The 12,756-nt window shown below is 31.5% G+C and carries 13 protein-coding genes; 6 read left to right on the top strand and 7 right to left on the bottom strand.

All coding sequences use genetic code 11. The features are described from left to right. Positions 1-224 precede the first annotated feature (224 nt). The 3 genes from folP to pheA are packed head-to-tail and all read left to right on the top strand — an operon-like array spanning position 225 to position 2,602. A complete protein-coding gene (folP, locus tag F1Z66_RS12880) occupies positions 225-1,100 on the top strand; it encodes a dihydropteroate synthase (protein ID WP_149864038.1) in 876 nt (291 codons plus the stop codon). Positions 1,101-1,150: 50 nt separating this feature from the next. Then, positions 1,151-1,768 carry an exosome complex RNA-binding protein Csl4 gene (locus F1Z66_RS12875; RefSeq protein ID WP_149864037.1) on the top strand — a complete coding sequence of 206 codons (618 nt, stop codon included), beginning with the start codon at positions 1,151-1,153 and terminating at the stop codon, positions 1,766-1,768. Between the two features lie 3 nt (positions 1,769-1,771). After that, the gene (gene pheA / locus F1Z66_RS12870; RefSeq protein WP_149864036.1) at positions 1,772-2,602 is read left to right on the top strand and encodes a prephenate dehydratase; all 831 of its coding nucleotides are present in this window, start codon (positions 1,772-1,774) and stop codon (positions 2,600-2,602) included. Here pheA and F1Z66_RS12865 read toward each other — a convergent pair whose 3' ends face one another. From F1Z66_RS12865 to F1Z66_RS12840, 6 genes are all read right to left on the bottom strand, one after another. Next, a complete protein-coding gene (locus F1Z66_RS12865) occupies positions 2,603-3,070 on the bottom strand; it encodes a hypothetical protein (protein WP_149864035.1) in 468 nt (155 codons plus the stop codon). It abuts the gene before it with no gap. A gap of 113 nt (positions 3,071-3,183) precedes the next feature. Further along, positions 3,184-4,185, bottom strand: coding sequence for a diphthamide synthesis protein (locus F1Z66_RS12860; RefSeq protein WP_149864034.1), 1,002 nt, complete (start codon positions 4,183-4,185; stop codon positions 3,184-3,186). A 192-nt stretch (positions 4,186-4,377) separates the two neighbouring features. Then, entirely contained in the window at positions 4,378-5,814 is a 1,437-nt protein-coding gene (locus F1Z66_RS12855; protein WP_159357594.1) for a copper resistance D family protein, read from the bottom strand. Between the two features lie 120 nt (positions 5,815-5,934). Beyond that, positions 5,935-6,162, bottom strand: coding sequence for a hypothetical protein (locus F1Z66_RS12850; RefSeq protein ID WP_149864032.1), 228 nt, complete (start codon positions 6,160-6,162; stop codon positions 5,935-5,937). Positions 6,163-6,619: 457 nt separating this feature from the next. Further along, positions 6,620-6,988, bottom strand: coding sequence for a hypothetical protein (locus F1Z66_RS12845; protein WP_149864031.1), 369 nt, complete (start codon positions 6,986-6,988; stop codon positions 6,620-6,622). Positions 6,989-7,036: 48 nt separating this feature from the next. After that, positions 7,037-7,480, bottom strand: a complete 444-nt coding sequence (locus F1Z66_RS12840; protein WP_149864030.1) for a GNAT family N-acetyltransferase — start codon at positions 7,478-7,480, stop codon at positions 7,037-7,039. A 391-nt stretch (positions 7,481-7,871) separates the two neighbouring features. Between F1Z66_RS12840 and F1Z66_RS12835 the strand changes: the two genes are divergently transcribed. The 3 genes from F1Z66_RS12835 to F1Z66_RS12825 all read left to right on the top strand — a co-directional run bounded on the left by F1Z66_RS12835 (position 7,872) and on the right by F1Z66_RS12825 (position 12,242). Then, positions 7,872-8,291 carry a response regulator gene (locus F1Z66_RS12835; protein ID WP_149864029.1) on the top strand — a complete coding sequence of 140 codons (420 nt, stop codon included), beginning with the start codon at positions 7,872-7,874 and terminating at the stop codon, positions 8,289-8,291. Between the two features lie 35 nt (positions 8,292-8,326). Continuing rightward, on the top strand, positions 8,327-10,141 hold the full coding sequence (locus tag F1Z66_RS12830; protein ID WP_149864028.1) for a sensor histidine kinase: 1,815 nt from the start codon (positions 8,327-8,329) through the stop codon (positions 10,139-10,141). 1,558 nt (positions 10,142-11,699) lie between these two features. Next, positions 11,700-12,242 carry a 5' nucleotidase, NT5C type gene (locus tag F1Z66_RS12825; RefSeq protein ID WP_149864027.1) on the top strand — a complete coding sequence of 181 codons (543 nt, stop codon included), beginning with the start codon at positions 11,700-11,702 and terminating at the stop codon, positions 12,240-12,242. On the opposite strand, the gene F1Z66_RS12820 is transcribed toward F1Z66_RS12825, so the two are convergent. Continuing rightward, positions 12,237-12,578 (bottom strand): hypothetical protein, encoded by a 342-nt coding sequence (locus tag F1Z66_RS12820; protein ID WP_149864026.1) that lies wholly within the window; start codon positions 12,576-12,578, stop codon positions 12,237-12,239. The genes F1Z66_RS12825 and F1Z66_RS12820 overlap by 6 nt on opposite strands. Positions 12,579-12,756: the final 178 nt, after the last annotated feature.

The raw sequence follows: 12,756 nt of genomic DNA, 5'->3' as shown, positions 1-12,756 counted from the left end.
GGAGAAAGATGTAGTATAGAGGATAGAATTGAAAGTATGATGCTTTCCTTTCAGGTCAAAGAATTGTAAACCAAACGTGTATGGAAATAGCTGGATCTTTTTGTCGAATACCATATTGGAGAACTATAAATCGTTAACTAAAAGTTATATTTTATATTTGATTAATTTACAACCATATATCATTAAATTCATTAACGTTTTTAAAACTAATTTTGTACTCATGTTTGTTGGCAACAATAGGCAAGACCTCCATTACTTATGATGAAAAGAATGTAAAGATAATGGGAATTGTTAATTTGAGCCCCGAGTCATTCTATAGGAATTCAATTAAACTAAAAGAAAATGAAATTCAGGATACTGTGATTGAAATGGAGAATTCTGGAGTTGATATTATCGACGTCGGAGGAATGTCTACCGCTCCCTATCTAAACACATTGATTCCAGCAGATGTGGAGCAAAAACGCTTGTTTGAGGCCATATCAGCTATTAGACAAATTAGTGATATTCCTATTTCAGTAGACACAATGAGGTCATCTGTTGTTCGGGGATTATTGAACCTAGACATTAATGCCATAAACGATGTCACTGGACTAAAATATGATAAAAAAATGCCAAAACTTGCATTTGAGAATAATTTACCAGTTATTATCTGTTCATATGCTTCCGAAACTGAACAATACTCGATATTTGGGGACATACATGATACTTTGTCTCTAATAGGATCTAGCATCAGGATAGCTCAAGCATTTAATATAAAAACCGAAAATCTAATAATTGATCCTTCTATCGGTTTTTTTAGGAATACTGGAAATAATCCATTTTATTCTAGAATAAAAGGATTAGATTGGTACGTTCGGGATATGGAAATTATATCCAATTTTCAAAAATTAAAATTTTTAAGAATGCCTATTTGTGTTTCCATTTCAAGAAAGTCCTTTCTCAAATCCTTGTTTAATTTGGATGCCGAAGAGAGGCTTATCCCATCAATTATTGCGGAAATGCACTGTGCTATCAATGGAGCGTCATTACTTAGGACCCATAATGTAAAAGAGACCCGACAAGCTTTGGACATGATGGAATTATTATATAAGAATAAATAAATCAATTGTAACAATTATAACCTTAATCTTCTAAAATTGATTGATTCAAATTGAAGAAAACTCGTGAAACTAATAAGATTATTCCTGGTGAATTATTGTCTGTTATTGAGGAATATGACGCGGGTAAGAATACATATGTGGATGATGGTGATATCCGATCATCTGCCATAGGAGGATCATCAATTAACCTCCAAGACAGAATATTAAATGTTAAACAAAAGAATCCTCCTATGATACCAAAAATCGGTGATATCGTCGTTGGATATATTGATATGTTATTTGGTAATATGATTTCTGTGAGGATAGTATATATCAATGAAAAATATTCAAAATCTGGATTTTCTGCTATTGCATCAACACGCTTTTCTGCTTCTAGTGGAGGATATGGTTCAAGTTGGCGTGAAAGGGGATATAAGGGAAAATATGTGTTCAAAGTAGGGGATATTATCAGAGGAAGAGTTTGTAGCTTATTGAACTCCTCTATCCACCTATCACTCGAAGACAAAGATCTTGGCGTGGTGTATACTATTTGTTTTTCCTGTGGAAATGAGTTTACAAAAGTTCCTGGTGGATTGAAGTGTAACTTTTGTGGAAATTTCGAAGATAGGAAAGTTTCGATTGACTATGGCAAGCAATCATTTACACAATTATATGATATGCAGTTTTAGAATATGAATTCTATACGAATAGGTTTTCAGGGAGAATCTGGATCATATAGTGAAACGGCTGCAAGTATTAAATTTCCGGATCCAGGAAATTTATTTATTCCTTTTAGATCGTTTCGTGAATTATTTGAAGGTGTTGAAAATTCTATAATTGATTTAGCTGTTGTACCTGTAGAAAACTCTACCGAGGGTAGTATAAACGAGACATATGATCTTCTGGTTGAAAAATCATTATTTGTGATCGGAGAGATCTATCAAAAAATTCATCATTGTCTTATTATAAATAAGAATTCGAAAGAGGACGATATCTCTTTAGTATATTCGCATCCACAAGCTCTAGCTCAATGTAGAAGATATCTTCAATCAAAACATCTGGATGCTATTCCAATGTACGACACTGCTGGTTCAGTCAAATTTATCAAAGAAAATTCAAAATATCAAGCTGCCGCAATAGCCAGTAAACGCGCTTCTGAAATATACGATATGAAAATAGCGGATCAGGATATTGAAGATAATTCCAATAATTTTACTCGCTTTCTGATTATTTCAAGATTGTATGAGCCCAATGAAACCCATAATAAAATTTCCATCATATTTTCGATTGCCCATAAACCTGGGTCCCTATATTTAATACTCAAAGAATTTGCTTTAAGAAAGATTAATCTAACTCGAATTGAGTCTAGACCAACGAAAGATATTCCATGGGAATATTACTTTTTCGTAGATTTTGAAGGCAATCCAAGTGAAGAAAGCATTGTGGACTCTCTACAAGCAATAAAGGCCTCAGTCAAGTTCTTTAAGTTATTGGGATCTTATAAAAAAGCAGAAATATTCTGATTATGATTGCATTCTTGTCCTCAATCCAAGACCTATCACAACTATTCCAGTAATGATGAGCATCATCTGACCACTAAATGCTAGAGGACTTGCTTTTGAATATGCTCCTAAATTCAAATTTAGGCTTGATCCTCCATCATTGATAATTTGGATTTTAAGCTTACCGTTCACCTCTGCCTTAATGGTGTGATTGAATATGCCTGAAACATCTGTCTTGTTGAGTATAAGTTTGTTGTTAGGATCTACTACCAAAACCGTGGCCTGCGAGCCATTTAAATAAATGTTTGCAATGTTGCCTACATTCATATCGGGTGTAAATATTCCTGATTGATTTGGGTTTATCTTCTCTGATATCTCTACATACCTAGGAATATTTGAATCAATTATTGAGGCAATTCCTATTCCGATGAATATGAATCCCGCGACAAAAAATATCACCAATGAAAGCCTTTTTGATATAGTTACCATTAATTGGCTTATATTAACATTAGATTAAATATAATTCTTACAAGGATGTCGCTCGATAATATCCTTATTTCATCTTTATCTGTTTATACTTGAATGGAAACATTAGGTTGGATTCATAACCAATGCTGGATTCTAAAGAATTCCTCAATAGGTTCTTTTTTAAGTAACTTGATCAAAGCGAGGCCCTGGGGAACAGATAACATTGGTTTTGAAAAGAAGTTATCCGTTCCGAGACGTGGACATGCCAATTGTATAAAAGCGTCTATTTCTTTAAAATTCTCAAGTTTTTCATTGGAAATTTCTGTCATTGCAATTAATTGGGTATTAATTCCTAGTTTGTTTAAATCACGTCTAAATTCTATTGCCTTGATTTTAGCAAATTGCCCTTCTTTAAGACCAATAACAATTCCAATAGTTCTTGCGTCTAGTGCCTTATAAACTGACAAAATTGCCCTTTTTTTGACTATTTCAGCTTCTTTATCTATAGGTATAAATTCCTCAAAATAAGGATCAAGCATAAAAGTTGGTTTTTCAGTAGATAATGCAATCCCGATGGAATGGAATCTACTCTGGCCAAGAAATACAAAAGCTTCGATACTATTTTTGATCCTATGTACTGGATGGAATTCACAACCAAAAACTTGTGCATCATTTAATTGCCCTTTTCCTTTTCCAACCTCGACGGTAAATCCTTGCTCTTCAAAAATTCTTTTGACCGGTTCGATTTCATGAAGATGTTGACTGTCTGTAACGAGTGAGATTGTTTTGTATTTTCCCGCTAATTCCTTTGCACATTTTAGTGCTATCGAGTCAAACTTGACTGTATCATAGGCATTTATCATGTAAACTTTGTTCCCAAAGCTTTCTAAACTAATGGTATGACCTATATTAAATAGTAGATCAGCATCAAGCATTTCCATTGCTTGTGTGTTTAAATCACAAGAACCCCAGCTCCGATCGCCGATAATATAAGAAATTATATTGAATTCTTTCTCGATATTGCAACAAACTTTTTGTATTTTTGGTAATAAAGGCTCTGGACCATTCAATGCAACAGATTTTGGTTTTTTAACTCTAATAATTTCAAAAATTTTGTGCTCATCTATCTGAATCATCTTGAATTATATTTGAATCATATTGTAACGACTTTAATATTTTTATGTATTATATGGATTTCACATTGTAGTTGTTTGAAAATTAAACACAAAAAGTCTTGGAAATTTTGTGCTGATTATACTTTTCTGTATTTTTACAGAAGTTTTGGATAGAATCTTGAGATTACGTATGACATAAATTGTTAAAGAAACTTATTTCCATGTTATTTTGATTTTCCTTGCGTTCTTTCGTAAATTGACAAAACCTGCTATAATTATTGTGCTGGATAGCAGTATTGTAATCAAGGTGAACATATTGCCATCACCAAAACTTAAAGCTAACATGGGTTCTTGATTGACATTCAGATAGGCATCACTATCATTAGATGTTGAAAGTGAAGGGGGGGATGTTACTGACAAAAAAGAAGCTACCGTTACAATTGCTATGCCTAGCAATAATTCTATCCCAATAGATTTCTTGACTTTTTTGAGGATAAAATTTCTGATGTTTTCAATATCTTTAGAATTTTCTTCTAAATTGATATTCTCGTGATTTATTTCCAGATTCGACATATGCGCAACTTTATCTTGGTTATATTTTCCTAGAATTATCATGGGTAATGTAAGACATATTTTTAAAATTAGAATATTTCCATAAACAGTAAGGAATAATGAAGAGATATTCTGTAGATGTATTCTTCCCAGTATTAAGCCGGTAATTCCTATTATAATCAGTGAGAGTATTGCAACATATGAAAAATTCATAATGAATTTAGCCGCTATGGTTTGTCGATCTATGCCATTTATTTCACCTAGTCTGACCAAAGAACTGATTCCCTTTCTTTTACTTCTATTACCATCATAATTTACTTTCCAGTCTTTTAGTATTATGCTGTAAATATAGAATAATCCGCCAATCCATATGGCTACAGCAGTGAGATGAATCCAGTCTACAAAAACTGCTAATTTTGAATACGAAGATAGAGCGTTACTATGGCTTATCATACTGTTGGAGTATAAGCTAACCAAAATGGAAAAAAGAATTAAACTTGGGAATAAATATTTAATTACTTTTTGGCCCTTTCCTTTTGTAAATGATAATTTGTATTCTTTATTTTTGATTTTTTTTATTTTAAATAGCAATGTATAATAAATTATCGCCGCCAAGATTATTACTATCGAACAAATTATCCTAGTAATCCATACCCCACCCACTGAAGTAGAAGTTATTATATTAAAAGCGGTGGTTATATCTATCCCTAATTCTTTTTCGAGATCAATAACCTGGATTAGCAATATTGTTGTAGATGATGCTGCCATGACGATGGAAAATATTATAATCAGATTCAAATATCGATCAGACACTTGAAAATGACTTGTCCATGTTGAAGTATCATTATTGTTAAATAATGTAATCCTACTCTGTTTCAAATACATATATAAAATTTCATTAAAAGCCAAACCTGCTATGACGAGCTGGGAGATTATAAGAATTGCCTTAATTATGGCATCGTACGATGAGGTTACGGCTTCAGTTGAAGTGCTGTTGTCAATTTCACTTTGAGCAAACACGATGGAAATGCTGTTAATGTAACCGAATATCAACGTCATCGTTAATAGGGTTGCTATTGCGAAAACTATTCTAGACATTGATTCCATCCTGTTCCAGGAAGTAAATTGTAATGACATCTACTTTATGTAACATATTCTTAATGCCATGCTGTATACATACTGGTGAATATTGTCGTTTGTAAGGAACTTGCAAGTATCTCATATCTTAATTCCCAAAAGAGTTATTTGACTATTCACTACATCTATTTTCCCCAAAAGAGTGTAAGCATGCAAAGGATTAGGAAATAATGGTAAATAGGTTTGAATGATGGTAACCAAATAACATACAACTATTAGTATTATTGGATTACGTTCGCTGGATATCACAATCAATGCGACTCTGTAGATGAATTTTGCTTCTAAAATAAATTTTTTAAAATCGATCAAATCCAATGTCCTCGTTTAAATTATCAATATAAGGAAATTCTGCATAACAAAATCTCACCACTCGAATACCAAAAACATTGTAATATGTTCCATAACCACAAAAGCCAAGTTATGTGTGTTAATATGGCTATATGACAATGTATATACAGAATCTCATTTGGATGATGACAGTCCAATGTGGTTTAACAGGGTATGATTCGGTGTTGAAGTTGTAAAAAACTTAATTCTATCGGACACATGAAGGTCGCATTCTTAATCCTAATCATTATAAAATAATCTGTATAGTAAACTATAATACTTGTTGTACAAAGCTCGAAACAAATCATATGAATCTTTATTTAGACTTCCATATCTATTCTATCAAATCAATGTGTATATTTTAAGACATCTTGGATAGAGGTTTTAGCGATATTCTATATATTTTGTGGTTAAATGATTTCGTTGATTAATCCATAAATTAACTCATTAATTTGCTGTTCACTTGTTGTATTTCATTCTTGTTTGTATCAATTGCTTCATCTATGAAGATATTGACTGTTTCTATCGAGTATGAACTCAAGATCTCTACCAATCGAAAATTCTTGTTTAATTCGTAACCCAAGATTCTGCCATTACATCTATTGGCTTTAACAATCTTGGTTTGAATTAAGTGAGGTAATATTCTTTGCACCGATCTTAGAGGCATTTCGGTAATATCACTAATTTCCTTTGAAGTAAATTGGAATTGTTGATTAATGATGAAAAAATCAATTATTCTTGCTATATTATTTCTAAAGATCCTTTCAAGTGGCCTGTTCTTTGTGAATTCTATCCCTTTTTCGTCCATATATTAACAAGGAATTCATTTTATAAATAAATTGCGCCAAATTTGGCGTCATAAATCTAGTCTCATCATAACTGCTTTCTTCTTAAACCCTAATTTTTCATAAAATCCAATTACTTTGTCATCACAATCTAAGATTATCTTATAACACTGTAGTTCTTTAGATGTTTCTATTAATTTTTGGATTATTTTCTTACCTACACCAATTCCTTCAAAGCCTGCCCTCGTAGCAACATCTTCTATATGACCAACCCTACCTCCGTTATGAATAAATTTTTGCTCAATTAGTAAAGTCGCGGTACCAATTATAGTGTGATTTTCTTGCTCTTCAGCTACTATGATAATATAATTTTGATCACCTAAGATCCTATTAATTATCTCCATCCTATACTCATTGAATCGAATATCTCCAACTGTAGTTAAATTAGAAAGAGTTTCAAAAAATCCATTTTCAAAATCTGCCTCCTTAATTCTTCTAACTAAGAATGATATCATATAGCGATTTAATATTTTTTAATCAAATTATTCTTTGCCATTTATCTATAATTTTAATTTCGTTTAGAGTTTAACTTATATATATGCAATTCGTCAATAACAGTGACTTATTATCAAATTCTGCTGTAACCTGAGGTTCTAACTACATTTGATCTTCAATATTAGATGTAGGATTATCTAATCAGAAGTAATTCAAAATTTATTTCATTTTTGATTGGATATGTTTTTCAACTTTTTTTGACATCAAAATTTGATTTCCAAACCTTGTACTGTTAGAATTAAATTACTAAATACTTGTAGCTATTTCACTTAAATAAAGGTATTATTAATTCTTCAGAAATGCTAATTAATATATTTCATTTACTTAAATATTAGTGTAAAAATAGTATCCATGACGTCCGAAGTTGAAATTAACAATCCTTCCAAGAATAAATTGGCCAGAATTATGGTCGTAGATGATGAAAAAGATATTCTTAGGATTATTAAGAGAGATCTTGAGATAACTAACGAATTTCAAGTTGAAATATTTTCTAGTGGACATGATGCATTAAATTCATTTAGGGCTCATGAGTCTGGATATTATGATGTAATAATCACCGATATTCGTATGCCCCGAATGAATGGATTTGAATTATATAGAAATATAAAAGAAATGCGACCTGACACAAAAATTGCATTTATTACTGCCTTTGAAATAAATAAAGACGAGTTTACAAAAGTACTTCCCTCTATAGATGTCAAAGACTTTATAATTAAACCAATAGATATGAACGATTTAATTTTTAAGATTAAATCGATGTTAGCATCTTAAATACCGATCTGTATAATGGTAATAAATCACTTTAAATGCTCAGCATAATACTATCGCGGAATAATGTCTTTTTATTAATACTTGTCATTGGCGTAGGTGTATCCCTATCTATACTTTCTTATCATTATTCTGGTCTCACAGCAGATCAGATAAGTGAGATTGCATCTAGTGACATTCGATCAAATGCTATTATCGAAACTGATGGTCTTTCAAAGACACTCTTACACATTATAGATCCAGTTTCTACAAATTTGGAGATCCTTTCGAAGATAGTAAATTATAGTAATATCGACGAAACCAAAATTATAATCGATGCCGTTCAAAACTCCACAAAATCACTCACGGAGGGATATTATTGGATAGATGAAAATGGGCGAATCGTATCAATTAGCAATGTTAACTCTAGTATCGTAAAATCGTATAGTAATATTGATTTAAGTAATAGGGAGTATTTTGTTATTCCTAAAGAGACACATGCAAGTTACTATAGTAGTGCCATTGAATCGATAGATAAGATTCCACGATTATATATATCATTCCCAATATTGGATAATTCTGATGCTGATAATTTTAAGGGAGTTATTGTGGCTTCGATAAAAATCCATGAACTTGGAAGATTTTTACAGAGCGAATTAGCACCTCAAGTAGCTGGTAACGTAGGATTGATGGATAAAAATGGTGTTATTATCTATGGTAGTAATCCATCTTTAATAGGAAAGTACTATCTCGGAGAGGAGTTTCAATCACTTGTTCCTGAAGAAATTCGAGGTCCTTATAATTCTCTTCTTGCGAGATCCTTGAAAGGATTTGCAGGAGCTGAAGATCTAATTTTAATGGGTGGAAACAAGACTACGATAACCTATCAACCTGTATTTATTGGTGGTAAATATCTTTGGACTTTATTTGTTAGCTCACCGCATCAACTTGCCGCAGAAGTCGGAGTACTAATCAATAATCAAAAGAATTTTAGCACTTTGATGATTTTAATAATTGGAGCAGTTGCACTTGGGATAGCATTTTTGATATTGTCTTGGAACAAGAGGCTAGAATCAGCAGTGAATGCAAGGACAATTGAATTAAGAGATGCAAATAATTCATTGATAAATTATAATAAATTATTGGAATCAGCTAATGAAAAATTAAGTATCCATGATAGAATGCAGAAGGAATTTATTAACATAGCTGCTCATGAACTGCGTACACCTATCATGCCCATCCTTGGTGATGCTATTTTTCTTGAAAAACAATTTGAAGATGGGAAAACTGAAGTTAAAGTTGACAGGGAACAAGTAAGTTCGATTATACGTAATGCCAAACGATTGAGAAGATTAGCATCGGACATCTTGGACATCACCAAAATTGAAAGTCAATCTCTTAAACTCAATAAAGAGCGATTCAATCTAAATGATATTATAATTTCATGTATTAGTGATATAAAAGCTCAAATTATTAGTAGTGATCCGGATCAACTCGAAAATATATCTATTGACTATGTCCAAAAAGATGTTTTTATATTTGCTGACAAAAACAGAATTACTCAAGTTATCTTTAATCTCCTTAGTAACTCTGTTAAATTTACTGAAAAAGGTTCTATCAGTATTTCTGTAGAATTAGGGAACGACATACATGGTAATAACTATGTTACTACTAGTATCAGGGATACTGGGCATGGTATTGATCCAGAAATAATACCAAGACTCTTTACTAAATTTGCTTCTAAATCTTTTGAAGGTACAGGTTTGGGACTGTTTATTTCAAAGAGTATTATTATTGCTCATGGTGGGAAGATTTGGGCTGAAAATAACGTAGACTCTGGGGCAACCTTTTATTTTAGAATACCTCAAGAATAACTGTTGATTTGAAAGCTCTTCCATTAATTGTGTATATAATACTTGATTGACAAATTAGTCAATTTATGCTTGCTGAAAAATTGAAATGTGATCCAAAACTTATAAACTATAGACTATTTATTCTTATTGACTATTTCTTTCATGTTTTGTTTTTTCGAGGTGCTTATTCCAAGCCTTACTAGCGATAAACAACAAAAGTATTGTAATTACAAGTGAAATTTCTAGAATTATAACACTAATCAATGTAAGTGTTTCAAAAATTTGGATTATTACAATACCCATGATATTACCGGTGATAAAGGCAATAAAAAAAATCTTTAGAATCTCTTTCTTTGTCATTCTATGGTTGAATGTCTTTATTACAAAATTAAATATATCTTTATTGAATTGTATTTTGTGGTTATTAACTGGAATCCTAAACCCTCTTCTACAATAGAGTAAAAAGAACATGATTGATAAGGTTACTTTTTGAAATAGATTGGAAACTATCTTACCTTCCTTTACCTATGTCTTTTTCTTCTATATTTGCATTCTATGTATGCCGAGCCTGATCCGACCTCAGTTGCCATGTCTTCTCTTCTGATGAACATTCTCTGATATAGGACTCTATTGAATCAAAGTAATATTTACAGAGGAAATTATCATTATGGAAAAGATATAACTATTAATCCAGAAAGTATCAAAAATGACATCAACATCCACAATTCCTCTTAAAAATTTGAAGTTGAGCATATACCGCTGCAAAATCATTGTTGGATTTGATTTAGCCTTTTTCCAATTTTTTGTTTAGTTATTAATGCATTAAGATCTGTTATTTAGTTAATGCAAATTCAATCGTCATACCAAAAAATGTCATCTCTCCATTCATATTGTGATTCTATACCCTTAGAATCAGAGAACTGTGTTAACCTCAGATTTTATCAATCTTATTACATTTAACTAAAGTGGCAGGACTCTTGTAAATCACACTGAGTTTAAACAATGAATTGAACAATAGTTATAATCAAATGATTATTCACTTAATAACTTTATTTATTGTTAAACATTGTTCCAAATATGACAAATTCTTCGGTTATCTTTAATTCCTAAAAAATGAAATTCATAAATTTGATCTAGTTATTAACTTTACCGTAACAGATTCCTAAATTTATATACTTCGCATTCCGCCTTCCTTGTTTGTTTAGTACTTTCCATGGGTAATTATTCAAGAGATAGACTTAAAAGAAGGTGGTTTTGACCAAAAGGGCAAGCTTCGACTAAAGGGAGAATTAGAAAACCTATCAAGATTATTCCATATTGATGATCTTATTTGTTATGATTGAAATAAGTGATTTGATTGTGTTTGTATAAAATGTTTAAACTTTGAACTAACACTTTGTCCTCATGATTGATGCTTATGAGTCTTAAATCTAACAAATATCGATGATCTTGAAATGGTGGTATTCATAATAGCTCGGTTAATTATAAAACCGATGCTAAACTAACTGTTGGTTAATGGTGATTATATAAAAACTAGTGTTTTGAAAATTTATTTAATCAAAATATACATTAATTGTTGATGCTTCCCAAAAAAACTATTGCTCTTGATCTTGATTCGGTGTTGGCAGATGTAATGTTAATTTGGGTTGAAGAGTATAACATCGTCTTCCATGCCAACATTAGAAAGAAAGATATTTTTGATTGGCATATTCACAACGTATTACCTATAAGTAAAAATCAGATTTCTGAATTGTTTATATCCGTATGGAAAAACCGATGGAGGGATATTCCACCAACTAGTAATGATGTATCAAAAGTAATAAATGGTCTTATGGAACAAGGATTTAGAATTTCTATCATTACTAAAAGAGAGCGTGTAACTATGCCTTTTGTATCATATTGGTTGGATCTTCATAAGATCTCCTTCAATGATATTATTTTTATCTTTGATGATGCTCCAAAGAGTTGTTTTCCTTTCTTCTTACTAGTAGATGATTCTCCTATAAACGCCAAAGAGATAATGTTTCCGAAACGGATCGTTGTTTTTGATCAGCCCTGGAATAGAGGGCTTGAATCATTCCCTAGAATTATGAGTCTTAACCAATTGTTTAGTCTCTTATGAACCATGCTCAATGTGTGGTCTTATTTTTCCATCCAATTCGATAAGAATCCTGTTAATTGTGGAAGTGAGTCCGTTATAGTTGACAAGAAAATTGGAAATTTCATCATATGTATTCCACTGAGTTGTAGTATGACCGAGATAATCCATTTCTATTTGATTATTCTCTGTTTCAAGATAGATCTTAATGGAGTATTCTTTATGTCTTTTATCTCTGAAATTATCTATCTCATATTCCCTTAATTCTATTTTTTTTATTTTTTTATCTCCTATAACAAATGGCTGGGCTAATATCGTTTTATTTCTAGTAAGATACAATTCTATATAGTGCTGTAGCATTGATGTGCTAATAAAAGATCTACATTAGTTCAAATGGCTTTATACAGTTAAGGGATTTAAACTCCTAGTTGTAATAGTCGACCGATGGATTGCACCAATTTATCATATCAGATTTTATGTTCTTCTTACATGGAAGAAGTAATAATTGAAACTTGACCCTTCTTCCTAATTTATTTAC

It is taken from the genome of Candidatus Nitrosocosmicus agrestis (genome assembly GCF_008389435.1).
Classification (GTDB): domain Archaea; phylum Thermoproteota; class Nitrososphaeria; order Nitrososphaerales; family Nitrososphaeraceae; genus Nitrosocosmicus; species Nitrosocosmicus agrestis.
The sequence above is the reverse complement of the archived record's forward strand: the minus strand, read 5'-3'. Positions and strand labels throughout refer to the sequence as shown.